The organism is Spirillospora sp. NPDC029432 (assembly GCF_040703975.1).
Lineage (GTDB): Bacteria > Actinomycetota > Actinomycetes > Streptosporangiales > Streptosporangiaceae > Spirillospora.
The window spans coordinates 1-22,681 of sequence record NZ_JBEZWH010000058.1 but is presented as its reverse complement, the minus strand read 5'-3'; the positions used below and the strand labels follow the sequence as shown (position 1 = coordinate 22,681).

21 protein-coding genes are annotated in these 22,681 nt (G+C 73.5%); 9 read left to right on the top strand and 12 right to left on the bottom strand.

Annotated elements, in window-relative coordinates:
- Nucleotides 1-136 precede the first annotated feature (136 nt).
- Nucleotides 137-598: an Lrp/AsnC family transcriptional regulator gene (locus tag AB0881_RS32170; protein WP_366623021.1), complete on the bottom strand. Its 462-nt coding sequence runs from the start codon at nucleotides 596-598 to the stop codon at nucleotides 137-139.
- Nucleotides 599-830: 232 nt separating this feature from the next.
- Here AB0881_RS32170 and AB0881_RS32165 point away from each other — a divergent pair, with 232 nt between their 5' ends.
- From AB0881_RS32165 to AB0881_RS32145, 5 genes are read left to right on the top strand one after another with little or no spacing between them, the layout of a single operon-like run.
- Nucleotides 831-1,940: an ABC transporter ATP-binding protein gene (locus AB0881_RS32165; protein ID WP_366623019.1), complete on the top strand. Its 1,110-nt coding sequence runs from the start codon at nucleotides 831-833 to the stop codon at nucleotides 1,938-1,940.
- Entirely contained in the window at nucleotides 1,937-3,190 is a 1,254-nt protein-coding gene (locus tag AB0881_RS32160; RefSeq protein ID WP_366623017.1) for a spermidine/putrescine ABC transporter substrate-binding protein, read from the top strand. The genes AB0881_RS32165 and AB0881_RS32160 overlap by 4 nt, the downstream gene beginning before the upstream one ends.
- Nucleotides 3,190-4,053 carry an ABC transporter permease gene (locus tag AB0881_RS32155; RefSeq protein WP_366623015.1) on the top strand — a complete coding sequence of 288 codons (864 nt, stop codon included), beginning with the start codon at nucleotides 3,190-3,192 and terminating at the stop codon, nucleotides 4,051-4,053. Before AB0881_RS32160 ends, AB0881_RS32155 begins: the two co-directional genes overlap by 1 nt.
- Nucleotides 4,050-4,838, top strand: coding sequence for an ABC transporter permease (locus AB0881_RS32150; protein WP_366623013.1), 789 nt, complete (start codon nucleotides 4,050-4,052; stop codon nucleotides 4,836-4,838). The genes AB0881_RS32155 and AB0881_RS32150 overlap by 4 nt, the downstream gene beginning before the upstream one ends.
- On the top strand, nucleotides 4,835-6,232 hold the full coding sequence (locus AB0881_RS32145; RefSeq protein WP_366623011.1) for an FAD-dependent oxidoreductase: 1,398 nt from the start codon (nucleotides 4,835-4,837) through the stop codon (nucleotides 6,230-6,232). Before AB0881_RS32150 ends, AB0881_RS32145 begins: the two co-directional genes overlap by 4 nt.
- 24 nt (nucleotides 6,233-6,256) lie before the next feature.
- Here the strand turns inward: AB0881_RS32145 and AB0881_RS32140 are convergent, their stop codons facing one another.
- Entirely contained in the window at nucleotides 6,257-6,865 is a 609-nt protein-coding gene (locus AB0881_RS32140; protein ID WP_366623009.1) for a DUF6461 domain-containing protein, read from the bottom strand.
- A 121-nt stretch (nucleotides 6,866-6,986) separates the two neighbouring features.
- Between AB0881_RS32140 and AB0881_RS32135 the strand changes: the two genes are divergently transcribed.
- Together AB0881_RS32135 and AB0881_RS32130 are read left to right on the top strand one after the other, a co-directional pair.
- Nucleotides 6,987-7,709 (top strand): hypothetical protein, encoded by a 723-nt coding sequence (locus tag AB0881_RS32135; protein ID WP_366623007.1) that lies wholly within the window; start codon nucleotides 6,987-6,989, stop codon nucleotides 7,707-7,709.
- Nucleotides 7,706-8,809 (top strand): XRE family transcriptional regulator, encoded by a 1,104-nt coding sequence (locus tag AB0881_RS32130; RefSeq protein ID WP_366623005.1) that lies wholly within the window; start codon nucleotides 7,706-7,708, stop codon nucleotides 8,807-8,809. Before AB0881_RS32135 ends, AB0881_RS32130 begins: the two co-directional genes overlap by 4 nt.
- Here AB0881_RS32130 and AB0881_RS32125 read toward each other — a convergent pair.
- Both AB0881_RS32125 and AB0881_RS32120 read right to left on the bottom strand, forming a co-directional pair.
- A complete protein-coding gene (locus tag AB0881_RS32125; protein WP_366623003.1) occupies nucleotides 8,798-9,997 on the bottom strand; it encodes a serine hydrolase domain-containing protein in 1,200 nt (399 codons plus the stop codon). The genes AB0881_RS32130 and AB0881_RS32125 overlap by 12 nt on opposite strands.
- A gap of 72 nt (nucleotides 9,998-10,069) precedes the next feature.
- On the bottom strand, nucleotides 10,070-10,588 hold the full coding sequence (locus AB0881_RS32120) for a PH domain-containing protein (RefSeq protein ID WP_366623001.1): 519 nt from the start codon (nucleotides 10,586-10,588) through the stop codon (nucleotides 10,070-10,072).
- A gap of 169 nt (nucleotides 10,589-10,757) precedes the next feature.
- Here AB0881_RS32120 and AB0881_RS32115 point away from each other — a divergent pair, with 169 nt between their 5' ends.
- On the top strand, nucleotides 10,758-11,435 hold the full coding sequence (locus AB0881_RS32115; protein WP_366622999.1) for a hypothetical protein: 678 nt from the start codon (nucleotides 10,758-10,760) through the stop codon (nucleotides 11,433-11,435).
- On the opposite strand, the gene AB0881_RS32110 is transcribed toward AB0881_RS32115, so the two are convergent.
- The 8 genes from AB0881_RS32110 to AB0881_RS32075 all read right to left on the bottom strand — a co-directional run bounded on the left by AB0881_RS32110 (nucleotide 11,393) and on the right by AB0881_RS32075 (nucleotide 22,018).
- The gene (locus AB0881_RS32110; protein WP_366622997.1) at nucleotides 11,393-12,577 is read right to left on the bottom strand and encodes a hypothetical protein; all 1,185 of its coding nucleotides are present in this window, start codon (nucleotides 12,575-12,577) and stop codon (nucleotides 11,393-11,395) included. The two genes, AB0881_RS32115 and AB0881_RS32110, sit on opposite strands and share 43 nt — an antisense overlap.
- A 126-nt stretch (nucleotides 12,578-12,703) precedes the next feature.
- Entirely contained in the window at nucleotides 12,704-13,555 is an 852-nt protein-coding gene (locus tag AB0881_RS32105) for a transporter substrate-binding domain-containing protein (protein ID WP_366622995.1), read from the bottom strand.
- 17 nt (nucleotides 13,556-13,572) lie between these two features.
- Nucleotides 13,573-15,120 (bottom strand): hypothetical protein, encoded by a 1,548-nt coding sequence (locus tag AB0881_RS32100; RefSeq protein ID WP_366622993.1) that lies wholly within the window; start codon nucleotides 15,118-15,120, stop codon nucleotides 13,573-13,575.
- A complete protein-coding gene (locus tag AB0881_RS32095) occupies nucleotides 15,117-15,863 on the bottom strand; it encodes an FHA domain-containing protein (RefSeq protein WP_366622991.1) in 747 nt (248 codons plus the stop codon). The genes AB0881_RS32100 and AB0881_RS32095 overlap by 4 nt, the downstream gene beginning before the upstream one ends.
- 2 nt (nucleotides 15,864-15,865) lie before the next feature.
- The gene (locus AB0881_RS32090) at nucleotides 15,866-17,200 is read right to left on the bottom strand and encodes a VWA domain-containing protein (RefSeq protein WP_366622989.1); all 1,335 of its coding nucleotides are present in this window, start codon (nucleotides 17,198-17,200) and stop codon (nucleotides 15,866-15,868) included.
- Nucleotides 17,197-18,369, bottom strand: coding sequence for a protein phosphatase 2C domain-containing protein (locus AB0881_RS32085; RefSeq protein ID WP_366622987.1), 1,173 nt, complete (start codon nucleotides 18,367-18,369; stop codon nucleotides 17,197-17,199). Before AB0881_RS32085 ends, AB0881_RS32090 begins: the two co-directional genes overlap by 4 nt.
- The gene (locus AB0881_RS32080) at nucleotides 18,366-20,840 is read right to left on the bottom strand and encodes a tetratricopeptide repeat protein (RefSeq protein ID WP_366622985.1); all 2,475 of its coding nucleotides are present in this window, start codon (nucleotides 20,838-20,840) and stop codon (nucleotides 18,366-18,368) included. Before AB0881_RS32080 ends, AB0881_RS32085 begins: the two co-directional genes overlap by 4 nt.
- Nucleotides 20,837-22,018, bottom strand: a complete 1,182-nt coding sequence (locus AB0881_RS32075; RefSeq protein ID WP_366622983.1) for a hypothetical protein — start codon at nucleotides 22,016-22,018, stop codon at nucleotides 20,837-20,839. Before AB0881_RS32075 ends, AB0881_RS32080 begins: the two co-directional genes overlap by 4 nt.
- 149 nt (nucleotides 22,019-22,167) lie before the next feature.
- Here AB0881_RS32075 and AB0881_RS32070 point away from each other — a divergent pair.
- A partial coding sequence (locus tag AB0881_RS32070; RefSeq protein WP_366622981.1) for a WYL domain-containing protein occupies nucleotides 22,168-22,681 on the top strand: 514 nt, incomplete at its 3' end.

The following is a 22,681-nucleotide window of genomic DNA, read 5'->3' as shown; positions in this document are numbered from 1 at the left end:
CTGCCGCAATGAAACGGTGGCCGGAGCAGGGCGGGAACGGGCCGGGAGTCCGGCGCGCGGCCGTTGCCGGACGTGAGTGCATTATTACCTGGTGTGTCAGGCGCCGGTGAGGTACGGCGGGTGCGAATTCCATGGTTCAGCGGGTTCCCCACGCGTACGTCTGCTTGCGGACTTTGAGATAGACGAAGCTTTCCGTGGAAACGACGCCGGGAACGTCGCGGATGCGGCCGATCAGCTCCAGCAGCCGCTCGTCGCTCTCGCAGACCACCTCCAGGAGGATGTCGAACGAGCCGGCGGTGATGACCACGTAGTCGATCTCCGGTACGGCGGCCAGCGCGTCGGCGGCGCGCTCCAGGTCGCCCTCGCACTTGACGCCCACCATGAGCTGCCGGTCGAAGCCGAGCATGAGCGGGTCGGAGACGCCGACGATCTGCATGACGCCGGCGTCCAGCAGTTTCTGGACGCGCTGCCGGACGGCGGCCTCGGAGAGGCCGACGGCCTTGCCGATGGCGGCGTAGGAGCGCCGTCCGTCCTCCTGCAGCTGCTCGATGATCTGCTTGGCCGTCTCGTCGAGCTGGACGCTGGTGCGCCGCGTCATCTCACTCCTACCACTGGGGGGCAACCGATTCAGTTGTCTAGCGTGATATTAACAACGGAATCACGTGTTAAGTGTGGTTCGCCGTCGCGCCACTTTATCGCCCTGGGGTCCGGTTTGGCCGAGCGCCGGGGGACCCGCGACCATGGTCTTCCCGACCTCCTGAAACCCCGACCCCCCTGAAACCCGACTCCCCTGAAACCCTGACCGGTCCCGACAGCTGAGGAACCCGCGCATGGCCGAGAGCGAGCAGACCCCGGCGATCGAGCTGCGCGGCGTGGCCAAGGACTTCCGGGGCGTCCCGGCGGTGCGGGGGATCGACGTGGCGATCGCGCCGGGGGAGTTCTTCTCGCTGCTCGGGCCGTCGGGCTGCGGCAAGACGACCACGCTGCGGATGATCGGCGGGTTCGAGGAGCCGTCGGCGGGCGAGGTGCTGCTGCGCGGCGAGCGCGTCAACGGGGTCCCCGCCAACCGGCGCGAGGTCAACACGGTGTTCCAGTCGTACGCCCTGTTCCCGCACATGAGCGTGTACGAGAACGTGGCGTTCGGGCTGCGCCGCAGGCGGCTGCCCAAGAAGGAGATCGCGGACCGCGTCGGGCGGATGCTGGAGACCGTCGACCTGGCCGGGCTCGGCCGGCGGCGCCCGGCGGCGCTGTCGGGCGGGCAGCAGCAGCGGGTGGCGCTGGCCAGGGCGCTGGTCAACGAGCCGCGGGCGCTGCTGCTGGACGAGCCGCTCGGCGCCCTGGACCTGAAGCTGCGGCAGGCGATGCAGGTCGAGCTGAAGCGGATCCAGCGCGAGGTCGGGATCACGTTCGTGTACGTGACGCACGACCAGGGCGAGGCGCTGACGATGTCGGACCGCCTCGCGGTGATGAACGCGGGCCGGATCGAGCAGGCCGGGCCGCCGCGGGAGGTCTACGAGCGTCCGGCGACCCGGTTCGTGGCGGGCTTCATCGGCACGTCCAACCTGCTCGCCGGCGAGGTGGCCGAGGTCCGCGGCGGGCGGGCGGTGATCTCGTACGGCCCGGCCGGCCGGGTGCTGGCCCCGCTGCGCCCCGGGCTGCCGGCCGGGCCGGCGGAACGGCTGGAGCTGACCGTGCGTCCGGAGAAGATAGGGATCGGCCGGGACCGCCCGGATGATGCGCTCTGCGGACTTCGTGGCACCGTGTCCGAGGTGGTGTATCTCGGTACGTCCACCAACTACACCGTCAGCACCGCCGCCGGGCCCGACATGGTGGTCTTCGTCCAGAACGCCGCGTCCGCCGACGACGTCGCCGCACGGGGGGACACCGTGTGGCTGTCGTGGGACCCGCGGCACTCGTACGCCATTGGAGCAAGCACGTGACCCGGACCGACCCCCCGCTCCTGCGCGGCCTGACCCGCCCCCGCCTCCGCACGCCCGCCCCGCAAGCGGCCTCCCGGCGGGACTTCCTCCGCCTGGCGGGCCTGACCGGCGCCGGCGCGGCGCTGGCGGCCTGCGGGGTCGAGGGGCAGGGCGGAAAGCAGAAGGTCACCACGTCGGACGTGCAGAAGTACTGGTCCGGAAAGGCCCGCACCGGCACGCTGCGCTGGGCGAACTGGCCGGGTTACATCGAGGACGACCGGGCGACGCTCAAGGCGTTCGAGAAGGCCACCGGCGTCAAGGTGACCTACCGGGAGGTCATCCAGGAGACCGCGCAGTGGTTCGGGCGCATTCAGGCGCCATTGTCGGCCGGGCAGTCGATCGGTTTCGACCTGATGGTCATGACCAACGGGATCCAGCTGGAGAAGCTGCGGCAGCTCGGCCATCTGGCGCCGCTCGACCATTCCCGGCTGAAGGCGTTCGCGGCCAATGCGGGTGCCGAGTACAAGAACCCGTCGTACGACCCGGGCAACGCGTTCACGATCCCCTACATGTCGGGGATCACGGGAATCGCGTACAACACCAAGTACGTCAAGGAGGACATCACCAGCATCGCGCAGCTGTTCGACCCGAAATACAAGGGCAGGGTCGGGATGATGCGCGATTCGCAGGAGCTCGGCAGTTTCGGGATGTTCCTGCTCGGCGTCGACCCCGAGAAGTCGGGGCCCGCGGACTGGCGGCGGGCGGCCGACCGGCTGCGGCGGCAGCGGGACGCCGGGATCGTGCGCAAGTACTACGAGCAGGATTACGTCGACGCCGTGAGCAAGGGCGACGTGTGGCTGACGATGGCCTGGTCAGGGGACGTCTACAGCCTCGCCGGGCCGGACGTGGAGTTCGTGGTGCCCGAAGAGGGCGGCACGCTCTGGACCGACAACCTGTGCATCCCGCGGACGGCCGAGAACCCCGTCGACGCGCTCACCCTCATGGACTGGCTGTACAAGCCGGAGAACATCGCGCCGCTGACCGAGTTCATCAACTACATCCCGCCCGTACCGGCGGCCAGGCCGCTCATCGAGGCGCACGCGCGCGAGGCCGCCGGCGAGGAGAAGGCGGATCTGGAACGGCTGAGCGCCAGCCCGCTGGTCTTTCCGGCCGAGGCCGACCTGAAGCGGCTGCGCCATTACCGGCGGCTCACGCAGGTGGAGGAGACCGAGTACCAGAAGCTGTTCGAGCCCATTCCCAAGGGATCGTGATGGCGGGGCGCTCCCGCCGGCTCGCCCCGTACCTGATGGTCCTGCCGAGCTGGCTGTGGCTGCTGGCGTTCTTCGCCGTCCCGCTCGTCCTCATGGCCTCGCTCTCGCTGCAGACCGGGAATCTCGTCGACGGCTTCCGGCAGACGTTCCGCTGGCAGAACTACACCGACGGCCTGCACGCGTACGGCGGCGCGTTCGCCCGGTCGCTCTGGTACGGGCTGCTGGCCACCGTCCTGTGCGCCGCGCTCTCCTATCCGGCGGCGTACTGGATCGCGTTCCGCGGCGGGCGGCGCAAGACGATGTACCTGCTCCTTCTGCTGCTGCCCTATTTCGTCTCCTACATCCTGCGGACGGTGTCCTGGAAGCTCGTGCTGACCGACAACGGGCCGGTCCTGGGCCCGCTGCGCGGCGCGGGCCTGCTCCCGGACGGCTTCCACGTGCTCGACACGGGCGCCGCCGTGGTGACCGGCCTGGCGTACGCCTTCCTGCCGTTCATGGCGCTGCCGATCTACGTGGCGCTGGAGCGGATGGACCCGCGGGTCGTGGAGGCGGCGTACGACCTGTACGCCTCGCGCGCCCAGGCGTTCCTGCGGGTGATCCTGCCGATCTCGCTGCCGGGCGTGCTGGCGGGTGTGATCATGACGTTCGTGCCCGCGTCCGCCGACTACGTCAACGCCGAGGTGCTGGGCGGCCCCGGCGACACCATGATCGGGAACGTGATCCAGTCCGAGTACTTCGACACCAGCGCGTACCCGACGGCCTCGGCGCTGTCGTTCACGCTGATGGCGATCCTGCTGCTCGGGATCTTCGCGTACGCGCGCGCCCTGGGCACCCGGGACGTCCTGGAGGCGGCGCGCCCATGAGACCTGCGCGCGCGGCCGGCGGCGGCCGGATCCTGCGGATCTACACGTGGCTGCTGATCGGCTGGCTGGCCCTGCCGGTCGCCGTCATGATCCTCTTCGGGTTCAACGACACGAGCGGCAAGCAGAACTTCCGCTGGGAGGGCTTCACGCTGCGCTGGTACGCGGAGCTGTTCGACCGGCCGGACCTGACGACGGCGCTGGTCAACTCGCTGACGATCGCGCTGCTCAGCACGGTGGCCAGCACCGTGGCCGGCACGCTGGCCGGGCTGGCGCTGGGCCGGTACCGGTTCCGCGGCCGGGGCGCGACCACGCTGCTGATGTTCATGGCGATCTCCTGCCCGGAACTGGTGATGGGCGCCTCGCTGCTGTCGATGTTCGTGACGTTCGGCCTGCCGCGCGGGTACGGGACGGTCCTCGCCGCGCACGTGATGTTCTCGATCGCGTTCGTCGCGGTGACCGTGCGGGCGAGGGTGAGCATGCTGGACCCGGCCGTCGAGGAGGCCGCGCGCGATCTGGGCGCCGGGCCGTGGGCGCGGTTCCGGCTGGTCACGCTGCCGATGATCAGGCCGGGGGTGGTGTCGGGGGCGCTGCTGGCGTTCGTATTGTCGGTCGACGACTTCGTGATCACCGATTTCACCAGCGGGGGCACGCTGACGTTCCCGCTGTGGGTGTACGGCTCGACGCGCACCGGCACGCCCCCGCAGGTGAACGTGATGGGGACGCTGATCTTCGCCGCCGGGATCCTGGTCGCGATCCTGTCCGCGCGCCGGGGGAGGCGCGCGTGAACGCCGCGAGGGCGGTCGCCGGGGCGCTGCACGAGCCGTACTGGCTCGGCGACCCCGCGCGCCCCGAACCGGAGCCCGCGCTGCACGGGACCGACGCCTGCGACCTCGCGGTCGTCGGCGGCGGCTACAGCGGCCTGTGGGCGGCGCTGCGCGCGAAGGAGCGCGAACCGTCCCTGGACGTGGCGGTCCTGGAGGCGGGCCGGATCGGGGGCGCCGCGTCCGGGCGCAACGGCGGCTTCTGCGCGGCCAGCCTGACGCACGGGATCCGGAACGGGGCGGACCGCTGGCCGGACGAGCTCCACGAGCTGGAACGGCTCGGCTGGGAGAACTTCCGCGCCATCGCGGAGACGCTCGTCCGGTACGGCATCGACGCCGGCTGGGAGGCCGCCGGCCAACTCCACGTCGCCACCGCCGAATGGCAGCTGGAAGGGCTCGCGGAGGACGCCGAACTCGCCTTCGAGTACGGCTGGGAGCCCATGCTGATGAGCGCGGACGCCGTCCGCGCGGAACTCGATTCGCCCACCTATCTCGGCGGGCTGTGGGATCCCGACGGGGTGGCCCTGGTGAATCCCGCGAAACTCGCGTGGGGATTGGCGGACGCGTGCCGTTCCCTGGGCGTCCGCATTTACGAGCGGACCCCCGTCACGGGTATCGAAGGGGACGTCCCGCTGCGCCTCTCCACGCGGAGCGGCCGGCTCTCGGCCCGCCGCGTGGCGCTCGGGACCGGCGCGTTCCCGCCGCTGCTGAAGCGGGCGCGGCGCTACGTGGTGCCCGTGTACGACTACGCGATGGCGACCGAACCGCTCTCCGCCGCCCAGCTGGAATCACTCGGCTGGAAGCACCGGCAGGGAGTCGGGGACCGCGCGAACCTTTTCCATTACTACCGGCTGACCGCGGATGACAGGATCGTCTGGGGCGGCTCCGACGCCGTCTACCATTTCGGCGGCCGGATCGGGGACGGGCTGGAACGGCGCGGCGCCGCGTTCGAGGCCCTGGCCCGCGCCTTCTTCACCACGTTCCCGCAGCTCGAAGGGCTCCGGTTCAGCCATGCCTGGGGCGGCGTGGTGGACACCTGCACCCGGTTCTGCGCCTTCTACGGCACGGCGTACGACGGCCGCCTCGCCCATGCCGCGGGCTTCACCGGCCTCGGCGTGGGCGCGACCCGGTTCGGCGCCGACGTCATGCTCGACCTGCTGGGCCTGCCGGAGGCGGACCCGTCCCGTACCCGGCCGGCCATGGTGCGCGAGCGGCCGGTCCCGTTCCCGCCCGAGCCGTTCCGGTACGCGGCGATCGAGCTGACGCGGCGCGGCATGGCCAGGGCCGACCGCGACGCGGGCCGCCGCGGCCGCTGGCTGCGCGCGCTGGACCGCTTCGGCGTCGGCTTCGGCTCCTGAGAGCACACGGAGGGCGCCGAGGGCTCAGGGGACGGGGGCCAGGCCGCAGAGGAACGTCGAGTCCGTGAGGATCTCCGGGGTGATCCGCACCCCGGTCAGGCGCTCGGCCAGCGCGAAGGCGGCGGCGCCGCAGTCGAGGTTGGCGTCGTCGCCGTCCTGCAGGTCGAACCCCGCCTCCCGCATCTCGCCGAGCAGGGCGTCGGGCGTGCCGCCCCACCGGCTCGACGGGAACAGCGGCTCGAACGTGAGGCGGACGTCGCCGTCCTCCACCCAGAAGAAGTTGCCGACCGCGTTCACGTTGGTGGAGTGCGAGACCAGCCGGGAGCCGGCCGACAGCGGGACGGCGGCCTCCTCGGACACGCCGATATAGCCGTTGGGCTCTACGGCGAGGGCCCAGCCGCCGACCGGCGTCACGCCGACGACCAGCTCGTTCCCGGCGCGCTCGGGGTAGGTGTCGTAGGAGAGCCTCGACAGTGCCTCGACACCCTTCACCTGGGGCCCGCCGGTACGGGCGCCGAGCCGCGCGAGCACTTGCGCCGGGGTCAGCCCGCGCACGAGCGTGAAGCAGTACGCCTCCGCGAGGTCGGGGAAGCGTTCGTCGAACCAGGCGTAGTCAGCCGCGGTCGGTGCCATGACCGGATGCTGCCAGATATCACTGACAATCTCGCGTGATCCCGCCACCCGCCGGGCCCGTCTCGCGACACGGCACTTCAGTTTCGCGCGGGAGTCCCTGGAGGCGTCTATAGTCCCGTGCATGTCCGAAGATCTCGACGCCTGGAACGCGCTCCATCCGAAGGGCATCCTGCACGGGCTCGGCGAGGCGCACCGCGAGGCGACGCTGGCGGTGTTCGGCGGGCTGAGCCGGTCCGCGGGGTTCACCGACCGCTCGTACGGCTACAGCTCCTTCGACGTGCTGGCGTCGCAGATCGACCGCACGTTCCGGGGCGACCCGGAGATCGTCCGCGACAACCTCAACGGCTCGCCCGGCTGGCGGTACGGGCCGTACCGGATCCTGCTCAAGCGGCACGAGTTCGGCGCCGTCCGCGGCATCCGCTGGGATCGCGACAGCGCCACCAAGCAGATGGTCGCGCGGCAGGACTACGCGGACGACCCGCAGCTGGCGCTCGACCTGGGCGACCTGCCGGGCGATCCGGGGGACGCGGCCGGGACGGTCACGCTCGTGCTCGCGCACAGCGCCAGCGAGGAGCCGCTGGAGCTGGAGCTGTTCCTCGGCCGGCCCCGGCACAACGCCGACGGCGGCGACCCCTGGTTCTGGCTGCTGCGCCTGGACGCGGACGCCCTCGGCCCCGATCCGCGGCGCCGGGCAGCCGAGCCCACGCTGCCGCTCTGGACCGGCCCCGAGGCCGGCTCCGAGGCCGACGTCCCCATGCGGCTGCGTACCGGCTCCGGCTCCGCCGAGAGTCCCGCCACCGCCCCCTTCACCTCGATTGCCACGAACATCGAAAAGGCCCAGTGAACGAGCGCACCCATGACCGGATCGCCGAGGCACGCCTGCTGTTCGACTGCGAGCGGCTGACCCTGGCCAGGCGGCTGCGCGGGCTGCGCAAGAACCAGCTCGCCCAGGCCGTCGGGACGACCCCGACCGCGATCGGGCAGTACGAGGCGGGCGTGCACCGCCCCTCGGAGAGGTCGCTGTCGCGGCTGGCGATCGCGCTGGGCGTCCCGGTGGAGTTCTTCCACGCGGGCCGCAGCCCGGTCACGCTCGACTCCGCGCACGCGCATTTCCGCTCGCTGCGGTCGACGACCCAGATCGAGCGCGACCAGGCCCTCGCGTACGGGCGGATCGCGGCCGACATCGTCGGCGCGCTGGAGGACCTGGTCGAGTTCCCGGCCGCCGCGCTGCCCGAGCATCCCGTCCAGCCCGACGAGATCGCCGGGCCCGGCCCGGCGGACGCCGCCCGGCTGGCGCGCAAGGAGCTGCTGGGCGGCGCGCCCGGCCCCGTCCCGCACATGGTCCGGCTGCTGGAGAAGAGCGGCGTGATCGTGCTGATCCTGCCGCCGTCCACCGAACGCGTCGACGCGTTCAGCATCGGCGCCCACCCGCGGCCGATGGTGATGTTCAACCCGGCGAAGGCGGACTACTGGCGCAACCGGTTCGACGGCGCGCACGAGCTGGGCCACCTGGTCATGCACGCCGACGCCGAGCCGGGCAGCAAGGTGATCGAGGACCAGGCGCACCGGTTCGCCGCCGAGTTCCTGATGCCGGCGGACGAGATCGCCGCCGAACTGCCCGCCGCCGCCGACTGGTCCCGCCTGGCGGCGCTGAAGGCGACCTGGGGCGTGAGCATGGCGGCGCTGCTGTTCCGCGCCCGCACGCTCGGCATCATGAAGGAGGCCACGTACCGGAACGCCATGAGCGCGATGGCGGCCCGCGGCTGGCGCCGTCAGGAGCCCGGACCGGCCAGGCCGCTGGAGGCGCCCACCATGCTGACCGGCGCCCTGGAGCTGACCGCGGGCTCCGGCGTGGACCGCGACGCCCTGGCCGAGCGGGCCCGCGTCACCCGCGCCGACCTCGACCTCCTCGTCCCCGGCCGCACCCGCCCCTCAGTCGTCTAGAGCCGCGTACACGGACGTCCAGAAGTCGAGCCAGACCGGGTTGTCGGTCGGGAACTCCATGCGCTGCGTGAGCAGGATGCCCACCAGGTCCTCCTCCGGGTCGTTGTACCAGGAGGTCCCCATGCCGCCGTCCCAGCCGTACCGGCCCGGCGTGCCCCACAGGTCCTCCCGGCGCAGCCCGACCGCGACGCCGTGGCCCCAGCCGTTCACCCCGCCGAACGACCGCAGGCTCTGCTCCGGCGTCAGCCTGTCGGACGTCATCAGCTCCACCGAGCGGCGCGACAGGATCCGCTCGCCGCGGTACGTGCCCCTGCCGCGCAGCATCCGCGCGAACGCCAGGTAGTCGTCGGCGGTCGAGACGAGCGCGCCCGCCCCCTCAGGGAACGCGGGGGCGCTCGTCCAGGCGCCGCCCTCGCGCGGGTCGTAGAGCTCCAGCGTGCCGTCCTGGGCGGCGCCGTACGCGGTGGTGAAGCGGCCGACGTCCGCGGCCGGCACCTGGAAGCCGGTGTCCTTCATGCCCAGCGGCTCGAAGATCCGTTCGCGGAGGAACTCGGGGAACGGCCGCCCGGTCGCGCGCTCGACGATGATGCCCTGGAGGTACGAGCCGATGTTGTACGTCCACCGCTCGCCGGGCTGGTCCACGAGCGGCAGCGTCGCGAGGAGGCGCAGCCACTCGTCGGGGGTGTGCGGCAGCGCCGGGTTCGGCGGCCCGAAGCCGGAGATGCCCAGCTCCTGCGCGGCCCGGAAGAACGGGTACCCGAACGCGGCCTCGTCCAGGATCATGCCGATCCCGAGCCGGAAGTCCAGCAGGTCCCGGACCGTGATCGGGCGCCGCGCCGGAACGGTGTCGTCGATCTCCGCGTCGACCGCGCGCAGCACCCGCCGGTCCGCCAGCTCGGGCAGCAGCCGGTCCACCGGCTCGTCCGGGCGCAGCACGCACTCCTCGACCAGGATCATCGCCGCCACCGCCGTGACCGGCTTGGTCATCGAGCTGATCCGGAAGATCGTGTCGCGCCGGACCGGGGGACCGCCGCCGAGTTCGGCGGTGCCGACCGCGTCGACGTGCGTCTCGCCGTGCCGCTCGACGGCCGTCACCGCGCCGGGGATCCGGCCGGCCTCGACATGGCCGGCCATGACCCGGCGCAGCCGCTCCAGGCCCGCCCCGCTGAATCCGCTCTTGCCGTTCATCCGCGCGCTCCGTTCGCTCGTCCGGCCGTCAGGGGGACAGACTCCGGGGGAGCGCGGAACTCATCGGGCGCGCTAGTCGGGGGACCCGTCCTCGGCGCCGAAGATGACCGAGGAGACCTCCAGGTAGAGCTGCTCCGGGTACGGCATGAAGCCCACGTTGCGCAGCGCCTGCTTCTGGCCGGCCGACTCCATCTCGAACTCGCCGTACCCGAGCATCTGGCCGACCAGCGAGCGGTTCATCTTGATGTCGGTGACCTTGGCGAGCGGCATCATCGCGACGTTCCGGTTGAGGACGCCGTTGATGACCATCACCCGGTGCTCGGTCACCAGGAAGAACTCCACCGACCAGGCGACGACCTTCCACAGCAGGTAGCCGAGCGTGAGCAGCCACGCCCACCAGATCCACATCACGCTGACGAGGGTGGCGGCGAAGCCGCACAGGATCAGGCCGCCGACCACCAGCAGCAGCGCGGGCAGCAGCACCGCGGGGTGGCGGCGCACGGCGATGACGCGCCCCTCGTGCGGCATCAGGTACTTGTCGACGGTCCGCGAGCTGGTGTCGCGGTAGACCATCAGGTCCTGCACGTTCATCAGGCCAGCCGCTCCCGCCGCGTCACGATGCGTCAGACGCTCCCAGCGTACCGCGCGGCCTCCCGGCACGCCCGGGACGACGCTCTTCCCTGAACGCCCGTGTTCGTTGCGTTACGCGGTGGTGGCGCCGGGCTTGTGCCGATGGCTCCCGCGGCCGAGGATGGGCGGCATGCAGGGTGCCGGGGCTGGCGACGCGGGAACGGCGGATACAGGGGACGCGGGAGAGCCTGAGGGCGAGCGGCCGCGGGGCGACAGCGGCGCGTTCGTCCAGGACGTGACGGGACGGCCGGTGTGGCGGCTGCTGCTGCGCGCGCTCGGCGTGTTCCTGCCCGGCTGGCACCCGCCGTCCGGGGCGCTGCGGGTGCCGGGCGGGCCGGTCGCCGCGCGGGGCGCGTACGGGTTCGGGCCGCCGGCGTTCCTGGACGGCGACTCCGGCTTCGGCCTCCAGCTGCCGCGCCGCCGCCGCGGTCTGGAACCGGCCCGCGAGATCTACGTGCGCGGCCGCGAGGACCCCAGCTTCGGCATCGTGATCGCCGGACCGGCGGCGGCCATCGGCACCCGGGTCGTGGACGCGGGCGAGCTGCTGCGGTACGCGCGGCGGCTGACGTTCGAGGAGCTGCTCGACACCGCCGACCCCGACTCGGTGCCGTACGCCGTGCGGGCCGCGCGGGCGGTCGAGAACGTCGTCTTCCTGGACCGCGCCGCCGGGTTCGGGCTGTGCGCGGAGATCGACGCCGAGACGCGGGCGCCGCTGTGCCCGGTGTTCGTGCGGCTCGGCGCGTCCGGGGAGCGCACCGTGCGGGCCTACGGCGCGGCGGCGGCCCAGCCGGTGAGGTCCCAGAGCTGATGCGACGGGAGCCGGCGCAGCCGCACGGCGGCGGCCGCCGGGTCCCAGAACACGTCGTCGTACTCCAGCTCCAGCGACTGCGGCGGCGTCAGCACCGCGCACATCAGCTCGTCCCGGGTGCGGACGGCCATCAGCGGGCCGATCTGCGCGACCGCGCCGCTGGACTCGTACAGCGTGCGCAGCAGCGCCTTGAGCGCCACCTCGTCCTCGGGCGCGCGCGGCGGCTCCACGCCCGGCGGCAGCGCGCCGGCCGGGGCGCGGGACAGGCCCGCGCCGTTGTGCGGCAGGTCGGCGCCCGTCGAGATCAGCAGGGCGGTGAAGCCGCCGATGAGGTCCTCCACGTGCTGCCCGGCGAGGAAGTAGCGGCGCTGCTCCGCGGTGCCGGGCAGCGGCCCGTCCGCCCCGTCGGACGTCCGGAACCTGATGTCGAGCCGCGCCGCCCGCACGCACCGCTCGTACATCTCGACGAGGATGTCCTCCAGCTGCCCGTCCCGGGTCCACAGCCGCCCCGTGGCGCGCACCGCCGCGCCGTCCGCGAGCGTGGTGCGGCCGGTGAGGGCCGCGGTGACCGACTCGTCCAGCTCGCCCTCGGTGAACTGGAGCAGCTCGGACACGACGTCCTCGACCTCCTCCAGCGTGCGGGTGAGGGTGCGCTGGAGCTCCAGCATCTCGGTGCCGCCGCGTTCGAGGTCGGCGAGCCGGTCCAGGGCCGCGTCCACCTTGCCCTCGACCGCCGCGGTCCCGGCCCGGGTGACCGAGCGCACCGAGGTCTCCACCTCGCCGAGCTTGCGGCGCAGTGCGGCCAGCGTGATCCGCTGCTTCTCCAGGTCCTGCAGCCGGCCGGCCTGCGCCCGCAGGTACTCGCCGGCCTGGTGGACGAGCGCGGCCAGCTCCTCGACCTGGTCGGACTGCGAGCGCAGCCGCGAGTCCAGCGCCGGCAGCGTGTCCCGCTTGACCTTCGACAGCTCGGCGGTGAGCTGCTCGCCGACCGCGACCAGCACGTTGTTCTGCTTGGTGACCTGCTCGTTGAGCTCGTCGATCCGGCGGACGAATGCCTGCTGCTGCTCCTTGCTCCGCCGGCCCGCGTACAGTTCGAGCGCGCCGACGGCGAGGCACATCACGACCAGGATCACCGTCGTCATGGGACTCCTCGAAGCCGGGCCGTGCCCGCGAACGGGTTTTGATCGCGACCATAACTTACGATCATGAGCCGGTTCCGGTACTTGCGTAACCGACTGATCTCAGTGGCGGCGAAGCTCGAAAGAGTGTCAGTCGCAGCCCTCGAACTGCGGGACGGTGGTCGTCACCTCCAGCCCGGCGGGCACGAACCACTTCTTCAGCAGCGCGGCCGCGGTGCCGTCCTGGTACATCCCGGTGATCGCCTTGTTGACGGCCTCGCACCCCTCCACGTCGCCCTTCCGGAGGCCGATCCCGTACGGCTCGTCGGAGATCGGCGCGTTCACCATCCGCAGCGCCGGGCCCGAGCCCGCCGCGGCCGCCTTCGCGGCCAGCCCGGTGAGGATCAGGTCGTCGGTGGAGACCGCGTCCAGGGCGCCGGCCGCCAGCTTGGACACGCAGTCGGCGTAGTCCGCGCCGGGCACGGAGAGCACCGGGACGTCCCGCTCCTCGCGCACGCGCGTGAACGAGACCGAGCGGTCCACCCTGCACAGCCGCTTGCCGGCCAGGTCGCGCACGTTCTCGACGGAGGCGGCGTCGGACTGCCGCACCAGGATGTCCTGGTGCGCGACGTAGTAGGGGCCCGCGAACGTCACCTCGGTCTTGCGCTGCTGGGTGACGGAGTAGCTGGCGACCACGAGGTCGACCGCGCCCTCGTCCAGCAGGTCCTCTCGCTGATCGGAGGAGACCTTCTTGAACGTGACGTTCCCGGCGTCCACGCCGAGCCCCTCGGCGACCTTCCTGGCGACGTCGATGTCGAAGCCCTCGTACCGGCCGTTCGCGCCGCGCGAGCCGAGTCCCGGCTCGTTGTCCTTGACGCCGATGACGAGCGAGTCGGCGTCCGCCACGGAGCCGTCCGCGCCCTCGGCGACGCCGCAGCCCGCCAGGGCCAGGGCGGCCGTCCCGGCCGCCAGCGCGGCGCGCAGCCTCGATCTCGTCCCCAAGCCCGTCCTTCCTTCCGTCACCGGTACTCCGCCAGCCGGGGCCGGACGCCCGCCAGCACCAGGCCGATGATCACGAGCCCGGCGATCGGCACCCCGGCGTTCCAGCCCCGGGTGCCCTTCTCGCCGTCCTTCACGGCCTTCTCGAACGCCTCGTGGTGGATCCTGAAGAGCCGCTGCATGGCCGCGTCGTACGCCGTGAAGTCGCGGTCGGAGGACAGGCCGCCGGCGCCGCCGCCGAGCCGGGCCGCGATGGCGCGGTCGGTCTGCCCGGCCCGGACCAGCGCCCGCACCCGCGAGTCGCTCTGCTGGAAGGCGCGGTACTTCTGCAGCACGTCGCGGTACGCCCGCGGCTGCCCCGGCAGCGCGCCGTAGCCCGCCTCGCGCCCCAGGAAGCCCAGGAACCGCTCCCGCTGCGGGTCCAGGTCCGGGGCGCCGAGGTCGCGCTGGATCGCCTCGTTGTAGCGGTCGAGGTTGTCGGCGGGCCGGTACAGCACCGACTGCGACTTGCTCAGGTAGACCTGCTCGTAGGTGTCGGCGCGGCCCGGGTCGAGCAGGAACCGCGTCTCGTCGGCGTTGGCGCTCGTGCTGATCGCCCGCGCCCGCGACAGCGACAGCAGCGAGTCGAAGCCGTCGCTCTTGGCCGTGCGGAGATGGTCCACCTGCCCGTTCAGCATCACCGCGCTCGCCCCCACCAGGACCAGCGTCAGGAACGCCGACACCGCCAGCGCCGGGTTGAGCACCCGCCGGAACCGGACGAACAGGTAGAGCTGGAGCGCGGCCATGAGGGCGAGCGCGACGGCGCCGAACACGTACACGAGGACCTGGCCCGTCATCACCGCGCCGCGCTCGGACTCGTACGTGTGGCGCACGAGCGTGCCGTTGTCGAGCGTGAGGTTGTACGCCTTCGGCAGCAGGTCCAGCTTCATCAGGTCGGTCGCCTGCCGGTAGTAGGCGATGACCTCCGCCGGCGGCGGGCCCGCGGCGTGGTTCGCGCGCTCGTCGAGCAGCAGCGCCTGGCCGGCCAGCCGCTCGTACCGGGCCAGCGCGTTGAGCGACTCGCGCGCGGTCTCGTCCTCGATGTCCTCGTCGGCCAGCTTGGCCGCCCTCAGCAGCGCCTTCCCGGCCGCGAGCCGGCTCTCGTCGAACCGCCGCAGCGCCTCGTCGCGGCGCGTCCCGAGGTCCTGCGCGCGGCCGATCAGCAGCGCGTTGGCCAGCTGCGCGTCCATGTTCGTCAGGTGGAAGTACATGTCGCCGGTCGCGACGACCTGCGGGCCGGCGTCCTCCCCGATCACCCGGACGCCGTCGCGGGCGTTGCCGACCGAGACCGCGACGACCGCCAGCAGCGCGACGACCGCGACCAGCACGGCCCCGGTGAGCGCCCGCACGCGGCCCGCCACCGTGCGCGGGACGAACCCGAACCGGCGGGACGGCGGCGGCGCGTCGGGCCGGCGCACGCCGCCGCGCGGGCGCCGCACCACCGGGGCGGTCCCCGTCCCCGGCGCGGGCGCGGGGGCGGGCGGTGCGGTCGGGGGAGCGCCGGGCGGCGCGGGCTGTACGGCCGTCATGGCGCCTCGCCCTTCCTGAGCGTGATGGTGGTCCAGACTCCGACGTGGATCCGGTCGCCGTCGCCGACCGGGACCTCCACGTTGAGCGGGATGGCCGAGGTGGAGCCGTTCAGGGACGTCCCGTTCATGGACCCGGGGTCGACCAGCACCCACGAGCCGCCGGGACGCGCGAGCAGCACCGCGTGGATGTGCGAGACGCCCGGGTCCTCCGGCGCGACCCGCAGGTCGATCTCGGGGGTGATGCCGCGGGACGCGCTCTGCCGCCCGATGCGGACCTGCTCGCCGCCGATCGGCACCCGCCGCTCCGGGCAGTACGGCGGGAACGCGATCACGCCGGAGTCGGGTTCGAGCGAGGCGACGACCGCGTCGTAGTAGGCGCGGTCGGCGCTGACGACGGCGGTCCAGCCCGCGCCTGCCGGGCCCGATGGCGGTTCCGGCGCACCGGGCTCGGGTACGGGCGCGGGCTCGGGGACCGGCTCGGGGGCCGGGGCGGACGGCGGGCCCGCGGGGGTGGGGACGCCGCCGCCGGTGGCGAAGTCGTACCCGCACTCCTCGCAGAACCGGTCGCTGGCCGGCGTGCCGCAGTCGGGGCAGGGCGTCCCCGCGCCGCCCGCGGCGGGCCCGGCCGGGGGCGCGCCGGCGCCGGTCGACGGCGGCGCGGCGGGGGCGCCGCCGATGCGCTCGCCGCAGACGTCGCAGTAGTCGGCGGACGCGGAGGCGTGGCCCGCTGGACAAGTAGCCATGCTCAGCCCTCGCCCTTGACGGGCGGGTTGAGGGGGGAGGAGCCGCGGGTGCGGACGGTCTTGGTGGAGCGGGTGTCCAGCTCCATCTCGTCGACCTTGTTGACGTTCTTCTTCAGCCGGACCGTGCCGGTGACCGGGTCGACCACGTCCACGACCTTGCGCAGCATCGTGGTGATCGCCTCGTTGCCGGCCTCGTCGGCCAGCTTCACCGCGCGGCCGAGCCGGGCGGTGGCGGTGTCGAGGTCGCCGTCCTTGCGGGCCTGCAGGCCCTCCTGGATGACCTCGGCCAGCTCCGCCTGCCCGGTGTAGTGCGCCACCCGCGCGTTGATCCGGGTGGACTGCGCCTCGTCGTCGGTCCACTGGGCCAGCACGTTGCCGGTGGCGAGCACCTGCGGCTCCTGCCCCGCGGGGCCGGGCACCATCAGCTTGACCCAGGCCGCGCGCAGCTCCTTGCCGACGTCCCCGGGAGGGACCTCGACGCAGATGTGGTAGTCGCGGCTCTCGGCGCCCCACGCCCCGAGCGGGTAGTCGCCCGCCTGCGCCGCCGCCTCCACCCGCCTGCCGGTGAGGTCCTCGACCGAGGGCATCACCTGCTTGACGTACCGGAGCTTGGCGGCCTGCGGCGTCCAGACCCGCAGCATGACGTCGGCGACCGCCTTGCCCATCGCCGCCTCCGTCATCGCCTGGAAGTCGGCGACCAGGTCCTGCGGGTCGGCGACGATGTCCACGCCGCCGAGCAGCGCGGAGGAGATCTTGCGGAGCTCCGCGACCTCCCAGTCGGTGCCGACGCCGCGGCAGTCGCAGACGAAGCGGCCGGAGCAGCGGAACAGGACCGCGTCCAGCTCCTCGGCCGTCTCGTGCTGGTTCTTGCCGTCGGTCAGCAGGATCGCGTGCCGGATGCCGTCCTGGTGGGCGTCGAACAGCTCGTCGGCCAGCCGCAGCCAGGAGCCGATGGCGGTGCCGCCGGACGCCTGGAGCCGGCTCAGCGCGTACTTGGCGTCGTGCCGGGTCTTCGCGTCGGCGCGGACGAGGACGGCGTTGCCCGGGAAGACCATCTTGGCGCTGTTGGCCCCGGAGATCACCGCGAAGTACACGCCGTCCCGGATCGTGTCGATCGCGGTCTGCGCGGCGGCGATCGCCGAGCGGAGCTTGGTGTCGGGGTAGGACATCGAGCCCGAGGTGTCGATGATGATGACCTCGGCGGCCCCGGCCGGCGTCGCCGCCGCCGCGGGGGAGCCGGTGCCCTCCACGGAGACGATGGCGTGCACTTCGCGGCCGCCCTCGGGCAGGAACTTGTTCTGGTCGACCTTGATGGTGAACTGCGGCTGCTCGCTCAACGCTCGCGCTCCTGGCTCGTCGAGGGGGAGGGGGGAAGGGGGATCACGGCGACCGTGATGTTGTCGCGCCCGCCGGCGTCCAGCGCCCGGCGGACCAGCGCCCGCGCGGCGCCGAGCGGGTCGGCCGCCGGGTCGGCGGCGGCGCCGGCCAGCGCCGCGGCCAGGTCCTGCGCGCGGGGCAGGTAGTTCCAGAGCCCGTCGCTGCACACCAGCAGCGTGCCGGGCGAGTCCGGATCGGTGGTGAACGCGGCGACGTGCGGGTGGACCTCCTCGGCGTCGGCGCCCAGCCAGCCGGTGATGACGTGCGCGTTCGGGTGCGCCTCCGCCTCCGCCTCGGTCATCGTCCCCTGGGCCACCATGTACGCGGCCCAGGAGTCGTCCTCGGTGAGGGCACGGGATGCGCCCAGCCTCGTGTCGCCGGCCATGTCCGCAGTGTCGGCCAGATCTGCGGTGTCGGCAGGGTCCGGCGACCCAGCGCCGGACCTGGGATCCGCGGCGCTCTTCTGAGGGGGCAGCGTGTCGAGGGGCGAGCCGTCGCCGGACGCCGACAGCCAGTACGCGCGGCTGTCGCCGACCCAGCCGACGGTGACCCGCCCCGGGCCGGTCACCGCGGAGACGAACGTGCAGGACGGCGCCTCGGCGGGGGAGGCGGCCAGTGCGGCGACGGCGGCCGCGGCCCGCGCCACGGCGGCGCGCATGGCGTCCTCGGGCCCGGTCCCGTTCCGCAGCCGCGCGGCCAGCTCGGCCACGCCGGTCTCGGCCGCCGCGCGGGACGCCTCCTCGGGGCGCGGGGACGACCCCACGCCGTCCGACACCACCACCGCGACGCCGCCGGGGATCTCCGCGAGCGCGATCGCGTCCTCGTTGCGGGCGTACCGCTTGCCGCGGTCGCTGGCGCCCGCCGCGACCGGGCCGGGCAGCTCGATCTCCACATGGTCGCGCTCGGCGGGCTGGCGCAGCCCGCACCGCTCGCAGTAGCCGTCGGGGTCGATCTCGCCCGCGCCGCAGCCGACGCAGGCGGGCCCGGCCGGGGCCGCCGGGACGGCGGGCGCGCTCTCTCCCGGCGTCAGCCGCCGCCCGCACGCCTCGCAGTAGTCCTCGCCGGGGAAGACGAGCTCCCCGCAGGACGGGCACTTCAGCTCCGCGGCCTTCGCCGCCTCGCCCGTCACAGCAGCGTCCTCGGCCGTACGGCGTTGGCGCAGTCGACGAACCACCGCCGGTCCTCGCGGTCGGTGGCGCGCCGGGCCAGCGAGCGGTACGTCGCCTCCAGCCGCACCCGCAGCGGGGTGTCCAGCAGCGGCGCGCCCAGCACCGTCCCGCCCTGGGCGCCGGACGTGTGCTCCACCCAGTCCAGCGCGGCCTCGAACACCTCCGCGGCCAGCCGGTCGTGCCGGTCGCCCTCCAGCCGCAGCGTCTCCAGGCGCTCCCCGGCGCGGGCCAGCTCGGCGGCGGTGACGTCGCCGGGGGAGCGGCCGCGCACGGCGGCGGCGATCGCGGCAACCTGCGCCGCGTGGTAGTGGATGGAGGTCGAGGGCACCGAGTCCAGCGCCGCCGTGGCCGCCGCGCGGTCGCCGGCGTCCAGATGCACCCGGGCCAGGCCGAACGCCGCGCCGATGTACTGCCGGTCGGTGCGCCACACGGTCTCGTACAGGGCCGCGGCCTCCCGCGGCGCGCTCAGCTCCAGGCAGTAGGCCAGCGCCAGCTTGGGCGCCGCCTCACCGGGCAGCAGCGCGTACAGGTCGTCGAAGAGGGGGGCGGCCTCGTCCGGCCTGCCCTCGGCCAGCGTCGCGAGCGCGCGGTACCACGCGGTCCGCCAGTCGCCGGGGGAGTCGGCCTCGAACGCGTCCAGCAGCAGCCGCGCCTCGTCGTACGCGCCCAGCTCGATCCGGACGCGGGCCAGCGCCAGCCGCACCTCGGGCGTCTGCTGCGGCGCGGTCGCCAGCGCGTCGGCCATCCGGGCCGGTTCGAGCGCGGTGAGCCCGGCCAGGAACCCGGCGGCCGGGTCGCCCCCGCTCACCAGCGGCACCGGCAGCGACACCGCCGCCTCGGCCCGCAGGACGCGCGGCAGCACGTCCGCGCGGTCGATCAGCCTCTCCGTGGTGATGCCGGGCACCGCCCGCTCCTGCCCGAACAGCCCGGACGGCGCGGGCCGCTGCTCGCCGTCCTCGGCGGCCAGCACCTCGCGCAGCACGCCGGTGAGCTGCTCGGCCATCTCGGCGGCGTCCTGGAACCGGCGGGCCGGGTCCTTGTGCGTGGCGCGCCGCAGCAGCCGGTCGTACGACGGGAACCGCGCCAGCACCGGCACGTCCGCGGCCGGCGGCAGGCTGTCGGCCCACGTGGACGTGTAGCCCTTGAACGGGAAGCTCAGCACGGCCAGCGCCCGGCCCACCGTGTACAGGTCGGAGCCGATCGAGGGGCCGTCGTCGGCGATCTCGGGGGCCTGGTAGCCGACCGTCCCGTAGATCGCGCCGTCCTGGTCGTCCAGCCGGCGCACCCCGCCGAGGTCGATCAGCCGCAGCTGCTCCTCGGACTGGATCACGTTGTCGGGCTTGAAGTCGCAGTAGACGAGGCCTTGCGCGTGCAGGTAGCCGAACGCCTGGAGCACCTCCAGGGCGTACGCGATGGCCTGCGCGACCGGCAGCGACTGCTCCCCGGTCGCGCTGCGGCGCTGCTGCAGGATGTCCTTCAGCGACGCGCCGCCGACGTACTCCATGACGATGTAGCCGGCGCCGCCGTGCTGCACGAAGTTGTAGATCTTGACGATGTTGGGGTGCTCGACCTCGGCCAGGTAGGCGCGCTCGGCCGTCGCCGCCGCGAGCGCGTCGGCGTCGCCGGTGTCGAGCAGGCCCTTGAGCACCACCCAGCGGTCGTTGACGTTGCGGTCGAGCGCCAGGTAGATCCAGCCGAGCCCGCCGTGCGCGATGCAGCCCAGCACCTCGTACTGCCCGCCGACCAGGTCGCCGGCGGCGAGCTTGGGCGTGAACGAGAACGCCGTCCGGCACTTGGCGCAGAACCCCTCCGTACGGCCCGGCCGCCCGTCGCGGCTGCGGCCTACGGGCTCGCCGCAGTTGCTGCAGTAGCGCCGGTTCTCGGCGACCTGCGGGTCGCTGAGGACGGCCGTGGACGGGTCGCGGTACGGGACGCGCGGCACCTCGACCAGCCCGGCGCCGAGCATCCCGCGCCGTCCCGACGAGCGCGACGACCCCGTGCGGGTGGAACCGGTTCGCCCAGAGCCCGTGTACCCGGAGCCGGTGAACGCTGAGCCGGAGTGCGCGCTGCCGGACGAGCCGGCGGCCGAGGCCGGGGTGCCCGCCGACTTGACCGAGGGCGGCATCCCGCACACGTCGCAATAGCCGTCGACGATGGTGCCCGCACAACCGGACTGGGTGCACTGGGAGGGGGACGCCGGCGCGGACGCGGCGGCGGGGGACGCGGCCGGGGCGGCGGCCGCGGAACCGCAGACGTCGCAGTAGCCGTCCGCGATCGTTCCCGAGCATCCCGGCTGGGAGCAGGCGCCCGGGGCGGGTGCCGGGCCCGCGCTCGCCGCCGGATCGGGATTCGCCGTGGCCGCCATACCGCATACGACGCAGTAGCCGTCTTCGACGGTTCCGCCGCAGCCCGGCACCGTGCACTGGTTCATCGGCCCTCCGCCCGCTTCGCGATGGCCTGCTGGTAACCCGACAGCATGACGGTCGCCTTCCTGAGGTCACAGGGGGAGGTCCACAGCACCTCGCGGGCCTCCTCGTACATGCGGCCGAGCCCGGCGTCCTCCGCCAGTCCCAGCCGTCCGGCCTTCGCCTTGTAGGCCCGCAGCCGCCCGCGCAGCTCCTCGCGGCGGTCCAGCAGGCCGGTGACGAGGGCGAGGTCGCCGCGCGCCCGCTGGAGGGCGTCCCGCGCGGCCCGGTCGAGCTCGGCCGCGCGCTCCGCCAGCTCGCCCCAGCGCCGCCGGTCGCGCAGCCCGTACAGCGCGGCCAGCCGGTCGTCGAGCGTCGCGGCCAGCGCGGTGGGGGCGGGCAGGGCGGGCGAGGCGATCTTCTCCAGGACGCGCTCGCGGGCGCGGCGGATCTCGTCCTCGGTGTCGCGGACGAGGCCGATCGCGTCCCGCACCTTCCGCATCCGCTCCTCGAACCCGGCGCGGAACCGGGCGGCCTCGGCGAGCCGCTCGCGCAGCCCGGCCAGCTCGCGCGCGGCCGCGTCGAGCCCGCCCGTCCCGACCGCGAGCGGATCGGAGCGGACGGCCGCCGCCAGCGACCGGACGTTCTCGCGGAGGCGCTCGTAGTCGGGCTCGGGCGCGCCGAGGCCGCCGGCCAGCTCGCCGGCCGCGCGCAGGTCCGCCTCGACCTCGTCCAGCCGCGCCAGCAGCGCCGACCAGACGGTGTCGACGGCGGCGACCGTGCGGGCCGCCTCCTCGTACATCGGCGTCATCCGGGCGACCACGTCCCGCAGCGTGACCCGCTCGCCGCCGGTCGCCGCCAGCAGCGTGCGGCGCTCCAGCGGGACCTCCTCGGCGGGCAGCTCGACCGACGGGCCGCTCAGCAGCCGGGTCAGCTCGGCGAGCTGGGCCGCGCCGGGGCGCGCGTGCCGGGCGCGGAGCTCCTCGGCGGCGCCGAGCGTGCGCCCGTACAGGTCGAACAGCGTCCACAGCCCGGACATCCCGGCCAGCAGCGCGGCCTGGCGGGCCGCCGTCTCGCCGGTCACCGCCGCGCCCTCCAGCAGCCGGTAGCCGTGGTGGGCCTCGAGTTCCAGCAGGGCCGCGCCGATCCGCTCCTTCTCGTCGCGGAGCTCCGCGAGGGCGCGGTCGACCTCGTCGCGGTTCATCGGCGGCCGCCCCAGCGCTGACCCAACTCTGCCCCTGTATCCCCCGGTACGAGCATTTGGTGGTGATCAGTGTTCACCATGCGCAGAGCCTTCTCAAGAGGGCCGCCACGGGCCTGCAAAATGTCAGTGTTCGAACGTATTATCGAATCATGGCGAACGTTGCGACGCACCGCACCGATCTCACCGCGGCGGAGATCGCCGCCCTGGCGCTCTCCCTCGCCCACCTGGGCACCGGGCCGCAGGCCGCGACCGCGCGGCGGGCCCTGCGCACCCTGCTCGACATCGACGCCCACGACGACGTCGTCACCGCCACCCTCGGCACCCTCACCAGCACCCTCGACGCCTCCACCGCCGACCGGGCCCGCGTCATCGCCGCGGCCGTCACCGAGCACCGCGTCGTCCGGCTCTGCTACGGCGACGCGGGCGCCAACGTCACGATCCGCGAGGTGGAGCCGGTCACCTGCCTCGTCCACCGCGACCACTGGTACCTCGTCGGCTGGTGCCGGATGCGGCGCGGCATCCGCGCCTTCCGGTTCGACCGCATCCTCGCGGTCGAGTCCACCGGCCAGCCGTACGTGGTCGACGGGAGCGGCAAGCCCCGCAAGACGCTGCCCAAGCCCGGCGCGAAGGACGACCCGGAGCTGGCGCCCGCCGCGTACGCCG

Excerpts from the sequence above, each read along its gene's own strand:
- AB0881_RS32170 (WP_366623021.1), bottom strand. The coding sequence starts at position 598 with ATGACGCGGCGCACCAGCGTCCAGCTCGACGAGACGGCCAAGCAGATC.
- AB0881_RS32110 (WP_366622997.1), bottom strand. The coding sequence starts at position 12,577 with ATGACGACGGTGATCCTGGTCGTGATGTGCCTCGCCGTCGGCGCGCTC.
- AB0881_RS32120 (WP_366623001.1), bottom strand. The coding sequence starts at position 10,588 with ATGAACGTGCAGGACCTGATGGTCTACCGCGACACCAGCTCGCGGACC.
- AB0881_RS32140 (WP_366623009.1), bottom strand. The coding sequence starts at position 6,865 with ATGGCACCGACCGCGGCTGACTACGCCTGGTTCGACGAACGCTTCCCC.
- AB0881_RS32165 (WP_366623019.1), top strand. The coding sequence starts at position 831 with ATGGCCGAGAGCGAGCAGACCCCGGCGATCGAGCTGCGCGGCGTGGCC.
- AB0881_RS32115 (WP_366622999.1), top strand. The coding sequence starts at position 10,758 with ATGCAGGGTGCCGGGGCTGGCGACGCGGGAACGGCGGATACAGGGGAC.
- AB0881_RS32150 (WP_366623013.1), top strand. The coding sequence starts at position 4,050 with ATGAGACCTGCGCGCGCGGCCGGCGGCGGCCGGATCCTGCGGATCTAC.
- AB0881_RS32080 (WP_366622985.1), bottom strand. The coding sequence starts at position 20,840 with ATGAACCAGTGCACGGTGCCGGGCTGCGGCGGAACCGTCGAAGACGGC.
- AB0881_RS32075 (WP_366622983.1), bottom strand. The coding sequence starts at position 22,018 with ATGAACCGCGACGAGGTCGACCGCGCCCTCGCGGAGCTCCGCGACGAG.
- AB0881_RS32155 (WP_366623015.1), top strand. The coding sequence starts at position 3,190 with ATGGCGGGGCGCTCCCGCCGGCTCGCCCCGTACCTGATGGTCCTGCCG.
- AB0881_RS32095 (WP_366622991.1), bottom strand. The coding sequence starts at position 15,863 with ATGGCTACTTGTCCAGCGGGCCACGCCTCCGCGTCCGCCGACTACTGC.
- AB0881_RS32100 (WP_366622993.1), bottom strand. The coding sequence starts at position 15,120 with ATGACGGCCGTACAGCCCGCGCCGCCCGGCGCTCCCCCGACCGCACCG.
- AB0881_RS32135 (WP_366623007.1), top strand. The coding sequence starts at position 6,987 with ATGTCCGAAGATCTCGACGCCTGGAACGCGCTCCATCCGAAGGGCATC.
- AB0881_RS32125 (WP_366623003.1), bottom strand. The coding sequence starts at position 9,997 with ATGAACGGCAAGAGCGGATTCAGCGGGGCGGGCCTGGAGCGGCTGCGC.